The sequence below is a fragment of the Lysinibacillus sp. IITD104 genome (genome assembly GCF_036698265.2).
Classification (GTDB): Bacteria; Bacillota; Bacilli; order Bacillales_A; family Planococcaceae; genus Lysinibacillus; species Lysinibacillus boronitolerans.
Genome location: NZ_JBAHYH020000001.1, coordinates 4,221,712 through 4,239,991, shown reverse-complemented (window position 1 = coordinate 4,239,991; position 18,280 = coordinate 4,221,712). Strand labels below are relative to the sequence as shown.

General features: G+C 37.3%; 16 protein-coding genes. 12 read left to right on the top strand and 4 right to left on the bottom strand.

The features are described from left to right. Positions 1-6: 6 nt before the first annotated feature. From murQ to V1L66_RS21440, 6 genes are all read left to right on the top strand, one after another. Positions 7-912, top strand: coding sequence for an N-acetylmuramic acid 6-phosphate etherase (gene murQ, locus V1L66_RS21465; RefSeq protein WP_016991768.1), 906 nt, complete (start codon positions 7-9; stop codon positions 910-912). A 51-nt stretch (positions 913-963) separates the two neighbouring features. Beyond that, entirely contained in the window at positions 964-1,851 is an 888-nt protein-coding gene (locus V1L66_RS21460; RefSeq protein ID WP_312125591.1) for a MurR/RpiR family transcriptional regulator, read from the top strand. A gap of 482 nt (positions 1,852-2,333) precedes the next feature. Continuing rightward, positions 2,334-2,840, top strand: coding sequence for a phage tail protein (locus V1L66_RS21455; protein ID WP_016991770.1), 507 nt, complete (start codon positions 2,334-2,336; stop codon positions 2,838-2,840). 12 nt (positions 2,841-2,852) lie between these two features. Then, entirely contained in the window at positions 2,853-3,353 is a 501-nt protein-coding gene (locus tag V1L66_RS21450; protein WP_333006349.1) for a tail fiber protein, read from the top strand. 18 nt (positions 3,354-3,371) lie between these two features. After that, positions 3,372-3,896, top strand: coding sequence for a tail fiber protein (locus V1L66_RS21445; protein ID WP_333006348.1), 525 nt, complete (start codon positions 3,372-3,374; stop codon positions 3,894-3,896). A gap of 45 nt (positions 3,897-3,941) precedes the next feature. Next, the gene (locus tag V1L66_RS21440) at positions 3,942-8,897 is read left to right on the top strand and encodes an S-layer homology domain-containing protein (protein ID WP_333006347.1); all 4,956 of its coding nucleotides are present in this window, start codon (positions 3,942-3,944) and stop codon (positions 8,895-8,897) included. A 135-nt stretch (positions 8,898-9,032) separates the two neighbouring features. Here V1L66_RS21440 and V1L66_RS21435 read toward each other — a convergent pair whose 3' ends face one another. From V1L66_RS21435 to V1L66_RS21425, 3 genes are all read right to left on the bottom strand, one after another. After that, positions 9,033-10,115 (bottom strand): sn-glycerol-3-phosphate ABC transporter ATP-binding protein UgpC, encoded by a 1,083-nt coding sequence (locus tag V1L66_RS21435; RefSeq protein WP_333006346.1) that lies wholly within the window; start codon positions 10,113-10,115, stop codon positions 9,033-9,035. 107 nt (positions 10,116-10,222) lie between these two features. Then, on the bottom strand, positions 10,223-11,083 hold the full coding sequence (locus V1L66_RS21430; protein ID WP_333006345.1) for a helix-turn-helix domain-containing protein: 861 nt from the start codon (positions 11,081-11,083) through the stop codon (positions 10,223-10,225). A 140-nt stretch (positions 11,084-11,223) separates the two neighbouring features. Continuing rightward, positions 11,224-13,410, bottom strand: a complete 2,187-nt coding sequence (locus V1L66_RS21425; RefSeq protein ID WP_333006344.1) for an MMPL family transporter — start codon at positions 13,408-13,410, stop codon at positions 11,224-11,226. Positions 13,411-13,533: 123 nt separating this feature from the next. Between V1L66_RS21425 and V1L66_RS21420 the strand changes: the two genes are divergently transcribed. The 6 genes from V1L66_RS21420 (at position 13,534) to V1L66_RS21395 (ending at position 17,920) form a co-directional block, all read left to right on the top strand. Next, the gene (locus V1L66_RS21420) at positions 13,534-14,154 is read left to right on the top strand and encodes a TetR/AcrR family transcriptional regulator (protein ID WP_258859030.1); all 621 of its coding nucleotides are present in this window, start codon (positions 13,534-13,536) and stop codon (positions 14,152-14,154) included. A gap of 193 nt (positions 14,155-14,347) precedes the next feature. Next, on the top strand, positions 14,348-14,644 hold the full coding sequence (locus tag V1L66_RS21415; protein WP_016993442.1) for an AraC family ligand binding domain-containing protein: 297 nt from the start codon (positions 14,348-14,350) through the stop codon (positions 14,642-14,644). A 311-nt stretch (positions 14,645-14,955) separates the two neighbouring features. After that, a complete protein-coding gene (locus tag V1L66_RS21410; protein WP_255349861.1) occupies positions 14,956-15,087 on the top strand; it encodes a hypothetical protein in 132 nt (43 codons plus the stop codon). Between the two features lie 83 nt (positions 15,088-15,170). Further along, the gene (locus tag V1L66_RS21405) at positions 15,171-15,599 is read left to right on the top strand and encodes a DUF1641 domain-containing protein (protein ID WP_016993443.1); all 429 of its coding nucleotides are present in this window, start codon (positions 15,171-15,173) and stop codon (positions 15,597-15,599) included. A gap of 45 nt (positions 15,600-15,644) precedes the next feature. Next, complete coding sequence (locus tag V1L66_RS21400; protein ID WP_036075433.1) at positions 15,645-16,829, top strand: NAD(P)/FAD-dependent oxidoreductase; 1,185 nt, start codon at positions 15,645-15,647, stop codon at positions 16,827-16,829. Between the two features lie 131 nt (positions 16,830-16,960). Further along, positions 16,961-17,920 (top strand): methyl-accepting chemotaxis protein, encoded by a 960-nt coding sequence (locus V1L66_RS21395; protein WP_244905106.1) that lies wholly within the window; start codon positions 16,961-16,963, stop codon positions 17,918-17,920. A 98-nt stretch (positions 17,921-18,018) separates the two neighbouring features. Here the strand turns inward: V1L66_RS21395 and V1L66_RS21390 are convergent, their stop codons facing one another. Continuing rightward, positions 18,019-18,156, bottom strand: a complete 138-nt coding sequence (locus tag V1L66_RS21390; protein WP_333006343.1) for a hypothetical protein — start codon at positions 18,154-18,156, stop codon at positions 18,019-18,021. Positions 18,157-18,280: the final 124 nt, after the last annotated feature.

The window sequence follows — 18,280 nt, the reverse complement described above, 5'->3', positions numbered from 1 at the left end:
ATTTCAATGGAACGAATGACAAAACTGACGACTGAAGGCTATCATCCAGATACGACAAATCTAGATTTAATGTCCACTATTGAAATTATAAAGCTGATGAATGAAGAGGATAAAAAAATACCATTAGCCATAGCAAAGGTTTTACCTGAAATCGAACAAGCTATTACAGCTGTTGTACATGCATTAAAGAGTGGCGGTAGATTATTTTATGTAGGCGCAGGAACAAGTGGGCGAATTGGTTTGCTAGATGCAGTAGAATGTCCACCTACATTTAGTACGTCACCAAAGCTTGTGCAGGCAATATTGGCTGGCGGAGCAAATGCAGTAATGATTGCCATAGAAGGTGCAGAAGATGATCTTTCATTAGGAGCGGTTGAACTACAGAAACAACAGCTAACAAACCGTGATGTAGTGATAGGGATTGCAGCAAGTGGTCGAACACCTTTTGTGAAAGGGGCATTAATTTATGCACAACAACTAGGGGCAAAAACAATCAGCCTAGTCAGTAACGCTCATTCTGTTATTAGTGAGCATGCAGATATTGCAATAGAGGTGATTACAGGACCGGAAATTTTAACAGGTTCTACAAGACTAAAGGCTGCAACAGCTCATAAACAAATATTAAATATGATTACAACGACAACCATGATTAAGCTTGGAAAGGTCTATAAAAATTTAATGGTGGACGTTCATGCTAGTAATTTTAAATTGCGAGAGCGAGCCAAACATATCGTCTGTGAGGTAACGGGTGCTTCTTATAGTCAGGCTGAAAGTGTTCTTGAGCAAAACAATTATCAAGTAAAGCTCGCAATTGTGGTGCTACTGACGAATACAACGATTGAGGAAGCAACAGAATTACTTGCTCAAGCAGAAGGGCATGTTCGGAGAGCGGTGGAATTAAGAAAATACTGATGAGAGGGATGGATGGAAGACCTTCTTTTGTCGAAGGATGGGGATAGAAAAATGGAAAAAATGAATGCTGGTTTAATTATGCTCGCAGAAATGCGTGAAAAGTTACCACCCTCGGAAAAAAAGGTAGCTAGCTATATTTTAGAAAACCCAACACGGGCGATTAAAATGACTGCGGTTGAACTAGGAGAAGCAAGTCAAACAAGTAGTGCCGCGGTTATTCGACTGTGCAAATCGTTAAATATTAGTGGTGTTCAAGAGCTGAAATTGCGTATTGCAGGTGATTTACAACATACAATTACTGTAGATCGAGATATTGAGGCAGATGAGGCGTTACCATCAATTGTAGAAAAGGTAACAATGCAAAGTAGTGAAATTTTGTCACAAACAGCTAATTTAATAGATATAGCTGAATTAGAGCGTGCCGTAGCGGCCTTATCACTTGCCCATAAAATTATATTTTTTGGAGTAGGAGCATCGGGTATAGCAGCAATGGATGCCGATCAAAAATTTTTAAGAATCAATAAAAATAGTAGAGCATTTGTGGATTTACATTTAGGAGCTACCGCCGTTGTCAATGCGCAGAAGGGGGATGTGGTAGTGGGTATTTCCTTTTCTGGAGAAACGCATGAAGTGGCTAAAATTCTAGAAATAGCTAACCAAACACCAGCTACTACAATAAGTTTAACGCGCTATGGTAGTTCACTAGTGTCTAGCCTTGCAGACATTTGTTTATATGTATCTCCAAATGTTGAAGCAACTTTTAGAAGTGGTGCTACTTCCTCACGTCTAGCACAGTTACTGGTCATTGATATTTTATTTATGGGGGTAGTGACGAGTGCCTATGAGCAGACAGTGGATTATTTAGATGAAACACGTTCTGTTATTCAAGGGTTGCATAAAAAAGTGGCTAAACGAAAAAATAAAATAAAAACATATTAATATTAGTATGTTCAGCCTGTAGACAAAAGCAAACGAGACGTTTTCTCTCGATAGCTTTTGTCATTTTTCCTTTTCTCCCATATTAAAAATCAGTAAATAGGAACGCCTAGTTCATGACTAATTTATTATTAATTTAAATTTCCATTTTCTCTGTTGCAATGAAGGGAAATTATCCGAAATCATCTACTCTTATTTAGTGTCTTAGTAAGGTAAAAATAACGTTACAGGTAATCGTATTTCTAAGATCTTTTTGCATGAGTGATACCCGAAATAAAAATGAATTCTGTTTTAAGGTATATAGTTAAATATTTTTATAAATTTCTCTCTTAAAATTTCTTATAAGCAACAACAATGTATTGATATTTTGGATTAAATGGTAGGTGAGTTAGTCCATTTTGGAAAAAATATATTTTTTAACCCAATTTTAACCTTGCTATTGTAATGTGCTAGGTAAAGCAATATTTTGTAAGGAGGTTTTAAGAATGGATCAATATGTCGGAGAAATTCGATTATTTGCTGGTGATTATGCCCCAGATGGCTGGGCTCTTTGTAATGGTCAACTATTATCTATTTCCGAAAATGAAATACTTTTTTCTTTGATTGGCACAACCTATGGGGGAGATGGTCAATCAACCTTTGCATTACCAAATTTTCAAGGCAGGGTTGTAGTACATCAAGGACAAAATCCAATGACTGGCACTACCTTTGTCAATGGTCAAATGGGAGGGGTGGAAACCGTCACTTTAAATTCATCACAGCTTCCTGCACATACACATCAGGTAAGGGCATCTTCTCTTGATGGCACAACACCAAGTCCAGAAAATGCTGTTTGGGCAAAAAATATACAATATTCGACACAACCACCAAATAGCACAATGAATGCCGCCATTGTTTCAAGTGTGGGAGGAAACGCTCCTCATAACAATGTAATGCCGTTCTTAACAATTAGTTACATTATTGCCCTTTACGGTATTTATCCAACAGAATAGGAGGTATGAAGGATGAGTGAACCATTTGTAGGTGAAATACGATTATTTGGCTTTGGGACAGTTCCAAGGGGATGGGCACGATGCGATGGGCAAATATTGCAAATTAATACAAACCAAGCGCTGTATTCAATTTTAGGAGCAACTTATGGTGGTAATGGCTCCTCAACGTTTGCATTACCTGATTTAAGGGGAAGAGTTCCAGTTCATGTAAGTAGTAGTATCACACGTGGACAAAAAGCAGGAGAAGAGGTACATGTATTAACAATTAATGAGATGCCGACTCATTCACATATTGTTAATGGTAGTTCAGAAAGTGCTACGTTGAAAGTGGCTTCTGGAAACGTGTGGGGTACATCTGCTAATAATATTTATTCTGTCAATCAACCAAATACTAATATGAACACGCAAGCATTGTCAACATCAGGAAATTCGCAGTCACATCAAAATATGCAGCCATACAGTGTCGCTAATTACTGCATAGCTCTAGTAGGAATTTATCCATCAAGAGACTAGGGAAGGAGGAAGACGAAAGTGTCAGAAGCATATATTGGAGAAATTAGAATATTTGGCGGTAATTTTGCACCAAAAGACTGGGCCTTGTGCGATGGCAAGATAATAAACATTGCCTCGAATAGTGCATTATATGCTATTTTGGGTAACAGATATGGAGGAGATGGAAAAACAACGTTTGCATTACCCAATTTAAATGGTAGAGCAGCTATTCATCAAGGAACAGGTGTAGGATTAACGCCTAGAATTATAGGCAGTACTGGCGGTGCATCCTCTGTATCGCTGTTGGAAAATGAGATGCCTAGTCATAACCATCTAGCAAATTGTAACAATCTTCAAACCACTAATAATGATCCAACGGGTGCAATATGGACAGATCAGCAAGGGAAAGGAACTGTCCCAGTTTATACGCCACAAGTAAATAAACAAATGAATCTAATGACTGTTAATGTTGTTGGAGGAGGTCAACCACATAACAATATGCAGCCATATTTAGGACTGAACTTTATTATTTGTTTATATGGGGAATGGCCTCCTAAGAGTTAACGATTCATTAAATGAAGGGTGTGAAACCAAGAAGGAGAATATAGAATGGGAAAAAAGATATTAACCATAACCTTGTGTTTGCTGTTAGTCGCTTATAGTCAAATGGCAGGAATAGGTTTCGTTTCACCTTTAAAAGTAGAGGCAGCTACTTGTGATTCGACCAATTTTCCGAAGTGTATACAGGATTTAACACAAGTAGGATGGAAAGATGACACAAATAATGGCTTTGTAGTAAGCGGTCTTCCTGGTGATAATGGTATTGATTTATTTACGTATAGCAATGGATCACAATTTCCAGCTGGTTATTATTTTGATGCAGATGAATATTCACCACCAAAATCAATTAGAATTTCAGCTGGAGAAAGCTTTGCAGGCGGGATCTTCGATTTAAAATCAATAAAAATTAATACGACTAATAAACATCGTGAAAACGATGCATTTTCCTTATCAATTCAAGGGTATGATGGAGCAGGAAACCCAAAAGGAAATCCTGTAACTTTTAAGACAGTTGCAAATCATGAGCCTATTTATGATATTCCTATTAATATAGAAGGAATCAACTCATTTGTCATTACTGCGAGCGTAAATTTTATACCTACTGTACAGGCGGGACTATGGGATTTAACGTTTACCCAATTTACGATTGATATCCCAAATAATAATCCGCCAACAATTTCAAATGGTACTATTACTACCTCAAATATTACTACCTCAGGCGTACAGTTGGACTGGGCTAAAGCATCTGATGATATATCAGCTCAAGAGGATTTAGAATATCAAGTCTATCAATCTAGTAGTAACAATATTGATACGGTTAGTACCATTGAATTGAATGGGACACCATTAGATGGCTATACCAAAGATAGTAACTCCTTTAATGTTACAGGCCTTGCTGCCAATACAACCTATTATTTTAATGTCATTGTCAAAGATACCGATGGCAATAAGAGTGCATATATGATGCAGGAGGTAACAACCCTTGCCTTAAATAAACCACCGACATCCAGTAATGGAACTATAAATGTAAACGAGGGTCAAGTATATACATTTAATAGTACTTCCTTTTCTTTTTCTGATGAAGATGCAGGAGATACTTTGCAACAGATTCAAATCTCTACTATCCCAAATAGCGGTCAGCTCTTTCTTGATAACAACAATAACCAGCAATTTGATGGTGGGGAAGCGATTACAAATGGTATGACAATTAGTAAGGCTAATTTAGATGCAGGTAATTTAAAATATATTACGGAAAATGGCTCTTCTTCATCTTTTACATTTAAGGTAAGCGATGGTAATGATTTTAGTAGTGTCTATACGATGAATCTAATCGTCAATGCACGTCCAGCAGTGACCATTACAACAAATAAACCTAGTCCAACAAATAACTTCCCAATTTTTATAGCTATTGTTTTCAGTTGGTCAGTGACAGGCTTTACGATTGGAGATATAGAAGTTACAAATGGAAACGTGACAGCACTGTCTGGAATTGGTAACACATATACAGCCCTAATATCACCTGTTGCAGATGGAGCTGTGAAAATCAAAATTCCTGAAAAGGTTGTTGCAACTAGTGAAGGTGCATTAAATAAAGCATCAAATGAATTACAAATATTCTATGATAGTACACCACCTACTGATATTGAGCTCAATAATACTACTGTACAAGAAAAGAAACCCATTGGTACAACTGTTGGAACATTGGCGGCAGTGGATACAGGAAGCTCACAAACATTCAAGTATTCATTACAGTCTGGAGATACAAGCCTCTTTACGATTGATGGGAATGTATTAAAGACAAATGCACTGTTTGCATACGATACGAAAAATAGTTATAAGATTACGATAAGAGTAGCTGATGAGGCTGGTAATACGTTTGATAAGGAGTTTACAATCCAGATTACTAAAAATCATGCACCATCAGGTTCTATCCTTGTTAACGGTGGACAAATCTCGACAAGTTCTATAAACGTTACCTTAACTTTGACGGCAACAGATTTAGAAGGAGAAGCGATAGAAATGCGCTTTTCAAATGATGGTATTACTTGGTCCAGTTGGGAGTCAAAAGTATCTACGAAAAGTTGGACTTTGTCCCATGGAGAAGGTAGTAAAACAGTTTATATGCAACTAAGGGATACTGCTGGCAATATATCAAATACATTCTCAGATACAATTGTTCTAGATACAACACCTCCAGTCATAACAGGGGTTACAAATAATGGTGTTTACAACACCAACGTAACCATTAGCTTTAATGAAGGAACGGCAACCTTGAATGAAGCTATTTTCACAAGTGGATCCACTGTGAGTACCTCCGGAAATTATACATTGGTAGTAACGGATAGTGCAGGTAATACGGCAACCATTACATTTGTGATTGATAAAGCTCTGCCAAAAGCTGTAGAGGTGAAGATCAAATCGAATAATCTGGATCCTACAAAGGCTAAGGTAGGAGATACGATTACCTTAACAATGAAAACAGATAAAAATATACAAGCACCTATAATTACCATTTCGGGGAAAGCTGCTATTGTAACAGGAGCATCCACGAACTGGCAGGCAACATATGTTATAGCCAATGATGATTTAGATGGAACAGCATCTTTTACCATTAACTTTAAAGATCTGCTAGGTAATTCAGCAATAGAGGTAACGGACGTAACTGATGGAAGCTATGTCATTGTCGATAGCGTAAAGCCAACTGTAAAAAAGGTGACAATGGCTTCAAACAATGCTAATCCAACAGTTGCTAAGGTAGACGATGTAATCACAATCGACTTTGAGACAAGTGAGGACATTCAATCACCGAATGTATCTATCCTAGGACAAACAGCAAATGTAAATGATAAAGGTGATGGGGATGCTAAAACATGGCAAGCAAGCTATACGCTGAAGCCCGGAGACACAGAGGGACCAATTAGCTTTACAATTGATTATCAAGATTTAGCAGGGAATAACGGCTTACAGGTAACAGAGATTTCATCAGGAACAATTGTGATGTTTGATAAAAAGGCTCCTGAAATAACAACCTATTTCCCAGCGCATCAGGCAACTAATGTACAGCCTGCAGATAATCTTATATTAACATTTGATGAAAAGGTCTTACCTGTAACTAGTAAAAATATTGTCATAAGAAATGCTACAGATAACCAAATTGTCGAAACAATTGCTGTTACACAAGCAAATGTTTCTATCACTAATGAAACTGTGACAGTAAATCCTACGTTGGATTTAGCCCATAACACCACTTACAGCATTCAAATTGACGCAGGTGCATTTACTGATGTAGCAGGTAATGCGTATAAAGGTATTACTAATAATACATCCTGGAATTTTACGACTAGTGCACTGCAAACATATACGGTTACGTATGACAGTAACGGGGCTGATGGGGGGATAGTACCAATAGATTCAAAGCAGTATAAACATCAGGACCCTATCACAATACTGGGTAATACAGGTAATTTAATAAAAGCAGGCTATACATTTGTCGGATGGAATACGAAGGCTGATGGAAAAGGTGTTACTTATAAAATGGGGCAAACGATTCAAATGGGCAAAGGGAATTTGATCTTGTATGCTTTGTGGTCTAAAAACAATGTACCAGGAGATGGAGGATCATCAACGCCGAGTCCTACACCAACACCTGATCCTGCTGCACCAAGTAATCAGCTAAAGATAAATGTTGTAGATCAAAATATGCCAGATGATGTGGTCCTCCAAACCGTGTTAACACGTGTATTTAGTAACGGTAGCTTTCAAGATACAGTAAACTTTACGGTTGCAAATGCAAACGAGTTTCTTCGGATATTAGGAAATAAGGAAGATAAAAGATCTCGACTTGTGATCCCTAATATAGAACCACCAGCAAGTGCAACAAAGGTGATACTTGATAGAGGGGCTGCGAAACGATTAATAGAGGGCAAATCACATTTTAGTATAGCTATGGGAATGGTCGAAATAGATGTTCCTTTTGCTTCAATGAATGATTTTAATGAAGATATTTTCTTCCGAATTGTGCCGATTAAGGATGCATTGCAGCAAAAAGCTATCGAGGATCGGGCTAAAAAAGCTGAAATAGTTTTACAACTGGGTGATGGCGCTAATGTAAAACTCGTTGGTCAGCCAGTATCTATCGACACAAATCTCCAAAATCGCCAAGTAACATTGCTACTACCATTACCAGGGAATCTCACATCAGCTCAACGAGAAAATATGATGGTCTATGTAGAGCATAGTAATGGAACAGCTGAAATAATACATGGGCGTTTTGCAGAATTTACGAGAGGACAAACAAGTATAGCCTTTGATGTAGAGCACTTTTCTACATTTTCTCTACTTTATGTAGAACAAGAGCAGGAAGAAGGGCAACCAGAGAAAGAACCAATAGAGGTAGACAGCACATTTGCTTCCTATATTCATGGCTATACAGATGGCACTTTCCGTCCAAATGCAAATGTCACTCGTGCCCAAATGGCAGCGATGTTGGCAAGAAACCTAAGTGACAATCATGTACCAGAAGCCTCTAATCTATTTTATGCGGATACAGCTACTTCATGGGCAAAAAATGATATTGAATATATTCGTACAGAAGGAATTATGCAAGGACGTCATGATCGATCATTCGGACCGAATGATATGATTACTAGAGCCCAAATGGCGGTTATTGCTATGAGATGGATTGATAAGCAATGTGTAGAAGGGTCTACAGATACCTCGTATTGCGAAATAACGACAAGTGGAGAAACATATAGTGATGTGACGTTCACACATTGGGCAGCAAAAGAAATCAATCGCCTAAGTGCGATAGGTATAATGGTTGGCTCAGGCAATGGTGAATTTAGACCTGAAGAAAAACTAACACGTGCACAGGCAGTAAAGGTACTGAATCGAATCTTTAATCGTCCAATACCAACTGAGGACACAGAACAAATCTTCAAGGATATACCAAAAGAGCATTGGGCTTACTTTGAGATTCAAGCCGCTGCAAAAAAAGATCAATAGAATAAGCACGCTAGGTGGATAATGCCTAGCGTGCTTTTAATTCGATATAGTAGTTTGAATAAATTCGATTGCCATCAATGATATATATAGCTGGCTTTCTCTCCCCGAACTTATGGATTCGAAACAATGCATGCTTCAAAGACGCTCCTCTGTTTGAGGATCGAAGATATGGAGCTTTTCTTCCTTCATGACTAGGAAAACCTTGTCAGATGGATGCAAATTGTTATCAGCCTGTACTCGAGCTATGAAACTTTGATTTGCCAACGAACAATAGAGATAAGTTTCTGCTCCTAGTAATTCTGCGACATCAATCGTTGCAGTGAAAGTGTAAGGGGAAATAATATCAGTCATTTGTAAATCCTCAGGTCGTATACCCATAATAATCTCTTTCCCTAAATAATTTTTTTCCTTTAACAACGGGAAGTACATGGAGGGAATAGGGAAGCTTTGCTCGCCTAAAAGGATTTCGGTATCTGTTAGACGACAATGGAAGAGGTTCATGGATGGTGAACCAATAAAGCCTGCCACAAACATGTTATGTGGTGTATTATATACTTCTTTAGGTGTCCCAATTTGTTGGATAAGCCCATCCTTCATCACTACTAGACGGGTAGCCATCGTCATAGCCTCTGTTTGGTCATGTGTGACATAGATCGTTGTCGTTTGAATTCGATGATGGAGCTTCTGAATTTCTGCTCGCATTTGCACACGTAATTTGGCATCCAAATTCGAAAGAGGCTCATCCATTAAAAATACCTTAGCATCTCTGACAATAGCCCTGCCAAGTGCTACACGCTGACGTTGTCCACCTGATAAAGCTTTTGGCTTTCTTTTTAAATAATCCTCTAACCCTAAAATCTTAGCAGCTTCTTTTACACGACGATCTATTTCCTTTCTATCGACCCTTCGTAGCTTTAAGCTAAATGCCATATTATCATAGACTGTCATATGTGGATATAAAGCATAGCTTTGGAATACCATTGCGATGCTACGATCTTTTGATTCCACATCATTCATGAAAACATCGTCAATGTATAGTTCTCCCTTTGATATATCCTCTAAGCCAGCAATCATACGTAAGGTTGTTGTCTTACCACAGCCAGAAGGACCTACAAACACAATGAATTCCTTATCATGAATATGCAGATTAAAATCAGTTACGGCTTGGATATTTTTATCGTAAATCTTATAGATATGCTCTAACCGTAATTCCGCCATACATACTACACCCCTTTATAAGTCATATTTTCATTGTAAATGACTTTAGAGTAGAGTGTATATGGAAAGCGTGCACAGTGTTGTGACCATAAATTGTGCAGTTGGTCTTAAAGTGATTCTAAGAAAATAATGGCGAGATAAACTTCTAGTCGATGGGAAAATTGCCGAATATCCTTTTGCGTCATTTGTTGAAATTTATCTATGCGATTTTGTAAGGTATTGCGGTGCATATACATTTTTTTAGAGGCTAACGTAATGTTTCCCTCGTATTCAATCAATTTCTTGATTGTATGGAGTAACGCTGGCTGAGAGGTGGCACTTTTTAGAATAGAGGAGATAAAAATCTCTTTCTCTTGATAGGCTAGATGCTGCGTTAGATATGGCACTAAAAGCTCTTGCTGTGTGAGTACATGCTTTGATGTATAAGTCCAAATGGATGGTAGGAGGTGAACAAACCAGTTAAATCGTTCCTTGGTCATGGTATGGTCGTTTATAACATCAGAAACAAAAATCTTAAAGTATACCTCTAAGTCCGCCATGATGGGATCAAGATAATGAGTAAAATCTAATAATTCATCACTATCGATACATTCGATTATGACAAATAATTGTGGATGAAGTGATAGCAGTATAATATCCTTCCCAAGTAAAGCCTCGAAGACTGAACGCAATAGGGTAGGCGCTGTAAAGTCTTTGTCAAATTGAAGAAATAACAAACGATGCATAGGAAGGACAGCTGGGGCAATGTCTTTTTTCCCTGTTAGATAATCAAGCCAAACGATATTGTAGTCATCAAATAAGACAGTGGGTCCTGAGAATATCCGCAATAGCTCATACTCACTTTGTGTCATTGTGTGTATTGGAATTTCGTAAAGCTGATTTTCAAAATTAAATACATAATTTCCATCAGTTCTACCTGAGAAGGGGCTTAATAATGGGAAACGTTGCTGTAATTTTTGAAGATCCATGCATGCCACTCCTTATTTAAATAGAATGTAATAAGGTCAATTTACTAATTATATGATGAAATGCTTATAGTATTAATATAAAAAAACACGGACATGAGCATGTATGATAATCATACCTAGCTAATGTCCGTGCTATTTATTTAGGCATCCTTTTTAAATAACTTACCTGGCCAAAAAGCATATTTACCTAGTACTGTTGTGATAGCTGGTACGAGTAATGGTCGTACAATAAATGTATCGAGCAATACACCAATGGCTGTCACAACACCAAATTGAACAAGCACTTGAATCGGTAATGTTGCGAGCACCGCAAATGTACCTGCTAGGATGAGTCCAGCAGATGTAATAACGCTTCCTGTTCGGACAACACCTTCTTCTACAGCTGTTAAATGGTCAGTGGTTTTACGCTTTTTCCAAATTTCTGAGATCATAAAGATATTATAATCCTCTCCGAGAGCTACCAAGAACACAAAGGCATACAATGGAATAGCTCCAGAAATTGCCTCGGCCCCCATGATATGATGTAAGATTAACCATCCAGCGCCTAATGCCCCAAAGTAAGAAATAATCACAGTCGCTAATAGATAAACGGTTGCTGTAATAGAGCGTAAATAGACAAATAATAATAATGCGATTAAGGCAATCATGGTTGGCATGATTACTGTTTCATCACGCTTAGTTATTTGCTGTGTATCGTATTGACTAGCTGTTTCCCCGCCAAGCCAAACATGTTTCTCAGCTTGATTAAGACCTTGTGCCTCTAGCATTTTTATAACCACTGTTTGTAGTTCAGGAATATGAGCTAATGACTCCTGTGCATAAGGGTTGGCATGGAGAGTGAGCTCATACAAGTGTATATTCTTATTTTTTTCGCCAATTTGTACATCTGCCACACTATCAATATAAGAGATAGCTTCAAGTTGTTGCTGTAAATTAATATCACTACCTTCTGTATCAATGACTAATTGAACAGGTGCTAGCTCTCCAGGCGAAAAATTCTCTTCTATTAATGTAAATCCTTCTCTAGACGGCATATCTTTTGGGAAGGATGAAAGCAAATCAAAGGTATATTGAATACGTGGAACAAATGCTGCTAATCCTCCAAGTAAGATAACAGTGACAGCAATAACGACCCAAGGTTTATGGGTAACAAAATGACCAATTTTATGACTGACCTTATGTGAAGGCTTATGCTGTTTCTTGCCCTTTTTGTTTGCCATTTCCTCTGTGCGTGGAGTGAAGGGGAAGAATGCTACTCGCCCAATGAGGACAAGAATTGCGGGTAGGACAACAAGTGCTGCGATTCCCATGACAAGCACGCCAAAGCTAAATGGCACGGCAAAGCGTTGAAATGCGCCATAATGGGCAAGACTAAGGGTAGCTAACCCTATGACCACTGTTAGGGCACTCATTAAAATAGCACCACCCGATTCTTTAACAGCTAGCTTCATAGCGACCGTCTTATCCTCAACATCAAAAAGTATTTCTCTATATTTTGAAATTAAAAATAAACAATAGTCTGTACCTGCACCAAAAAGTAAAACCGTCATAATGGAAACTGCCTGTGAATCTTTTTCTATCCATCCCTGTTCAGCAAAAAAACCAAGTGTCGGGCTAATCACACCATAGGCAAGCCCTACAACAATTAACGGAATAATAGCTAGCAATGGAGAACGATAAATAATAATAAGTAATACTAAGACGAGTAATACAGTTGCGATCAATAGCTTCACATCTGCTTGTGAAAATAAACTGACAGCATCAGTGGCAATCCCCACTGGTCCAGAATAGCGCACATGGAGTGCATCGCTAGATAATTTTTCATCTAATTGTACTTGATAGCCTTCCATTATTTTTGTCAGCTTATCTAAACTATCCTGTAGCATATCTGTTGCGACACCTTTTTCAAAAAACACAGGCGTTACAATTGTTGTGCCATTTTCGGAAGCGGAAGCCATTAAAGCCTGAGGTGGCATTTGATCAAATGATGGAACCATTGTTTGATGGGCTAAGGGCTTTGCTTGCAGCTCGCTGTATACACCTTGTATAGCCGAAAAATCATCAGGTGATAAGCCATTTTCACGATGCCAAACCAACAATAGAGGTGTTCCGGCATCATTAGGAAATTGCTCTGCAATAATGGACGCAGCTTGCTCAGACATTTCTGTATCAGGTAGGTTTTTGCCTGACTCACTTTCTATACTGTTGATTTGTGGCCAAGCAAATGACAATACAACTACTAATAACACCCAAAAAGCTAGTGCTAATAATCGTCCCTTTTTACTTGCAACCATTGAGCCCCATTGCTCAAGTGGATGTTTATTCATAAAAGACCCCCATTTCGTGTAAGTGATTTAATTATATATACTAGAAGGTTAATTAATCAATCCATAAATATTAATATGTTATAATATGTATAAAAAGAATGCTTAATTAAGGAGGCGAACTTTTTGAAACAATCACCGCGTGTTCTCGGGAGACCTCGCCATGATGAAAATGCGAAACCTACAAAAGATATTGTCCTTGAAACCGCCACAAGACTTTTTATTAAAGAGGGCTACAAAAATATTTCAATGGATGATGTAGCAAAAGCTTGTAACGTAACAAAGGCGACTATCTATTACTACTACCCAACTAAAGGGGATTTATATACTTCTGCTTTAATCGCTATGATGGATCGTATCAAGCTATCTATTCTACAAATTTTAGAGCAGCCTAAACCATTTAAAGAACGACTCGAACAGCTCGTTGAAGTTCATTTATCAGCCACTATCGATATTGATATGAAGAATTTTATGAAAGAGGCTACCATCAATTTATCGGAATCGCAGCTGAGACAAGTTCAAGCATCCGAAAATGGTATGTATCAAACAATAGAGCAGGCTATGCAAAAAGAGATGGAAAAGGGCACAATTCGAAAAGGAAATGCAAAGTTTTTCGCTCATAACTTTATGGCATTGATGACTGTAGGGTATTTTAAAGATGGCGATGGTAAAACCTTACTAGGCTCAGTAGATGTGACGGCAAAGGAAGTAACAAATTTCTTTTGGCTTTCAGTTGAAAAACGTTAATACAAAATATGTTGTAAAAGGAGTTATCTCATTATTTGGGATACTTCTTTTTTTAAGTGATGTAAGTCACAGACAATCAGAGCGATTCTTCATTATAGTGGGGGTGTGGCCAAGAAAGTAGAGGAACATCGTAAATCAAAAAGAAACTATAGTAGCCTAAAGCTAGGGACAACAGTGTAATGGAGGAATGACAATGACAATTATACCAATTCAAGCAATGTTAGAAGAAAAGACAAAACATATTGGTAAATTAGGGAGTATCGCTGGTGCAGATATTTTGAACATTCAATTGCGTGCAGGTGAAAGAATTCCTGAGCATCATGCGGACAATGAAGTGCTAATTATTGTTCAATTTGGTGAAGTTCGCTTTCTTGTAGAAGGTGTGGAGGAAATTTTAACACAAGATACAATTTTAACTTTAAAACCATCTGAAAAGCATAGCTTAGAAGCAATTACAGACGCTCGTGTTATTGTAATTAAATTAAAATAAAGAATAATCTTGAGCTTTGGGAAAGCCCCGTTAGACAATAGTACACATTTCTATTGACACTAAAAAAATCTAGCTTTCTTATTGAATACTACAAGAGAAACCTTAAGTCGTCGTTTATCTCTATTCCAAAAAGAAGGGTAAATAGAGATGATAGGAAAAAGAATTATCTATTAAAAATTATGATGCGCTGGAAAATTTATTATAGCAAGACAGTTAATAGTTGATAAAATCAATGAATTTTGAAAAGATTGTCGAAATTGTGATATAGCTCATTGAAATAATGTACAAACAGTCTTATAATGAAGGTTGTAATGTCACCAAGACAAGATAAGGATGGTATTATGATGCGCTTTTTGCGATTTAAAGTAAACATTGTAATAACAAGTCATACGAATCGCTATCCAGCCCTTGTGACTGGTGATTGTGTAAGATATACGCTGTAACGACTGTTAAGTTTTACCTTAATGGTCTTTTTTACATGTAAGCAATAAAAAATAGTACTAGTGATGGCAAAGGAGAGTTCAAAATGTCAGAAACGAATAACCAAACACAGGCTGAACAAGTAACTGTGAGTAAAGAGCAATTAGATGTACTAGATCAATTATTAAAGCCTGAAGTTCAAGAATCACTTACAACTTTAGTTGAGCAATTACCGAAGTTAACTGAAATGATGACATTATTAACGAAATCATATGAGTTTGCTCAAGCTGTTGCAACAGACGAAGTGCTTAAAAACGATACTGTTGGAGCAGTAACAGAAATCGCTGGTCCTGTAGTTGGCTCTGCGAAAAACCTTGCAGCAACTGCAATTGAAGCGAAAGACCGTGCATCTGAAAGCCATGAAGTAATTGGTTTATTCGGTCTTGTGAAAATGTTAAAAGACCCTCAAGTTCAAAATGTTTTCCGTTTTGTTAATGCTTTCTTACAAGTTAACGCAGAACGCAAAGCTAAATAAGACTCAAGGTAAATTCAATTCGTTAGGACGGAGGATTAATTAATCATGTCAAAAGAAATCGTCATCTTAGGTGCAGGTTACGCTGGCGTTTTAACTGCATTAACAGCACGTAAGTATCTATCAGCTGATGAAGCTAAAATTACTGTAGTAAACCAATTCCCAACACACCAAATTATCACTGAGCTTCACCGTTTAGCAGGTGGTACAATTGCAGAAGGTGCTGTTGCATTACCACTAAAAAAAATCTTTAAAGGTTTAGATATCGACCTACACATTGCGAAAGTATCAAAATTCAATGTAGATACTAAAAAAGTTGATCTAGATAATGGTTATACATTAACTTACGATACACTTGTAGTATCTTTAGGAAGCCAAACTGGATTCTTTGGTATCCCAGGATTAGAAGAAAACTCTATGGTTCTTAAATCAGTAAATGATGCTAATAAAATTAACAAACATATTGAAGACCGCATTAAAGCATATGCACAATCTAAAGATGAAGCAGATGCAACAATCGTTATTGGTGGTGGCGGTTTAACAGGTGTTGAGCTTGTTGGTGAAATTGTGGACAACTTCCCGAAAATCGCTGCAAAACACGGTGTTAATTTTGCTGATCTTAAAATTAAACTTGTTGAAGCTGGTCCGAAAATCTTGCCAGTTCTTCCAGATACACTTATCCAGCGCGCTACTGAAAGCTTAACAAAACGTGGTGTAGAATTTATTACAGGTACACCAGTAACAGGTGTTGACGGCAACGTTATTTCTTTAAAAGACCGTGAACCAATTGTTGCAAATACACTTGTTTGGACAGGTGGGGTAGCTCCACTTCCAATCGTAGGCGAGTCAGGTCTAGCTGCTGATCGTGGTAAAGCAACGATTAATGAATTCTTACAATCTACATCTCACGAAGATGTCTTTGTTATTGGTGATGCATCTGTTGCACTACCAGCTGATGGAGGTCGTCCACTATACGCTCCAACAGCACAAGTTGCATGGCAAATGGGTGAATGTGCTGGTTATAATGTATTTGCACAATACAAAAACCAAGACATGAAACCATTCTCAGCTGTAAACTCTGGTACACTTGCAAGCTTAGGTCGTAAAGATGCTGTTGCTACAATTGGTGCGAGCAACACAGAGCTTAAAGGCCTTCCTGCAACATTAATGAAAGAAGCTTCTAATATTCGTTACTTGACACATATTAAAGCTTTATTTGGTTTAGCCTATTAAAAACAAAACACTCACTACTATCATGCTATGTCGTTGTTAGTAGTGAGTGTTTGTTTTTTTCTAAAGATGTATATTAATTACTTTAAATCCAGTAAAATAAATACATATTCAATATTCTATTTTCTGAGGTGATGGCTGTGTTAACAATGTTTCAATCAAAAAAAGTGGATATAGCGCAATTTAAGGCTAAAATTGATGAACTGAATGCAAAGCTGGATAAGAAAGATCATGAATTTCAAATTTTTTTAAACGAGTTACATAAGGAAATCATTGAAACTATTGAACAACATAACAAGGTAAATGACCAGCATACTATTTTAGGAGAAATGGTCGCAGATATTGTAGGAGAGTTTAATAAAGTTGAGCATAGCACAATTCAATCCAATAAAATTTCTGAAAATGCCCTAGATAAAGGGAACTTATTAATCTCTTCCTCGGATCAAATGATGACATTATCGGTTGAAAGCAAGCAGGCTGTTCAGGAAGTCGAGCATTTGATTGATGCGTTAGGAGAGCAGTCTCAAAAAACGTCTTTAAGCATGAGTAATTTAAGTGAGCGCTCAAAGCAAATAGCGGAAATTGTAAATGTTATTGGGGAAATTTCAAATCAAACAAATTTACTAGCTTTGAATGCATCTATTGAGGCAGCAAGAGCAGGGGAGCATGGTAAAGGCTTTTCGGTTGTTGCTGAGGAAGTTCGCAAATTAGCTGAAAATACGAAAACAAGCACAGAAGATATTGCAAATTTAACAAAGAAAATAGAAGAACAAATTGGACTTGCTTACGAGGATAATAAAAATAATATGCAGCTAGTAACGGAAGGCATTGATAAAAGTGCTAAAACATCTGTGAAAATGGATCAATTGCTGCACATTATGACAAATGTGCAAACGGGAATAAATGAGCTATTAGCTTCAATTAAAGATCAGAAGCTATCAAACGAAGATGTTATGCATAAATTTAATAGGACGACAGCCTTATTTGAGGAAACAAATCGCGTTCTAACAAGCCATATTGATGAATCAGAAATTGTAACGAAAAAATTATTAGAGGCAGTTGATCAAGTAAAGCATTTCCCAACTGATAGATAGATAATCTAACTTCATTCTATGGAAATTTAAAAAGAAAGAACCCTGCATAGCAGCAACTTTTCAACTTCTTAGTGACTACTACAGGGTTCATTTAATTATTACAAAAAGTCAACTTCAGTCATTTCATTCATCAATTTTCCATCTCTCATACCGCATCTTTCCATGATTTGAACACCTTGAGCGGTCCTCCACTGTGCTAACGCTGACTCGATATAGGCAGCATCAGTCCTATACAAAGATATACTCCACATAACAACATTTTCTATTTGTCATCCCAGATTAATAGGTAACAAATAGGAGGATGAGAAAATCAGTTATAGAATAAAGCTCCTTTTTACTTAAAATAAACTTTTAATCAAT

Excerpts from the sequence above, each read along its gene's own strand:
- murQ (WP_016991768.1), top strand. The coding sequence starts at position 7 with ATGGAACGAATGACAAAACTGACGACTGAAGGCTATCATCCAGATACG.
- V1L66_RS21460 (WP_312125591.1), top strand. The coding sequence starts at position 964 with ATGGAAAAAATGAATGCTGGTTTAATTATGCTCGCAGAAATGCGTGAA.
- V1L66_RS21455 (WP_016991770.1), top strand. The coding sequence starts at position 2,334 with ATGGATCAATATGTCGGAGAAATTCGATTATTTGCTGGTGATTATGCC.
- V1L66_RS21450 (WP_333006349.1), top strand. The coding sequence starts at position 2,853 with ATGAGTGAACCATTTGTAGGTGAAATACGATTATTTGGCTTTGGGACA.
- V1L66_RS21440 (WP_333006347.1), top strand. The coding sequence starts at position 3,942 with ATGGGAAAAAAGATATTAACCATAACCTTGTGTTTGCTGTTAGTCGCT.
- V1L66_RS21435 (WP_333006346.1), bottom strand. The coding sequence starts at position 10,115 with ATGGCGGAATTACGGTTAGAGCATATCTATAAGATTTACGATAAAAAT.
- V1L66_RS21430 (WP_333006345.1), bottom strand. The coding sequence starts at position 11,083 with ATGGATCTTCAAAAATTACAGCAACGTTTCCCATTATTAAGCCCCTTC.
- V1L66_RS21425 (WP_333006344.1), bottom strand. The coding sequence starts at position 13,410 with ATGAATAAACATCCACTTGAGCAATGGGGCTCAATGGTTGCAAGTAAA.
- V1L66_RS21415 (WP_016993442.1), top strand. The coding sequence starts at position 14,348 with ATGACAATTATACCAATTCAAGCAATGTTAGAAGAAAAGACAAAACAT.
- V1L66_RS21410 (WP_255349861.1), top strand. The coding sequence starts at position 14,956 with ATGTCACCAAGACAAGATAAGGATGGTATTATGATGCGCTTTTTGCGA.
- V1L66_RS21405 (WP_016993443.1), top strand. The coding sequence starts at position 15,171 with ATGTCAGAAACGAATAACCAAACACAGGCTGAACAAGTAACTGTGAGT.
- V1L66_RS21400 (WP_036075433.1), top strand. The coding sequence starts at position 15,645 with ATGTCAAAAGAAATCGTCATCTTAGGTGCAGGTTACGCTGGCGTTTTA.
- V1L66_RS21395 (WP_244905106.1), top strand. The coding sequence starts at position 16,961 with ATGGCTGTGTTAACAATGTTTCAATCAAAAAAAGTGGATATAGCGCAA.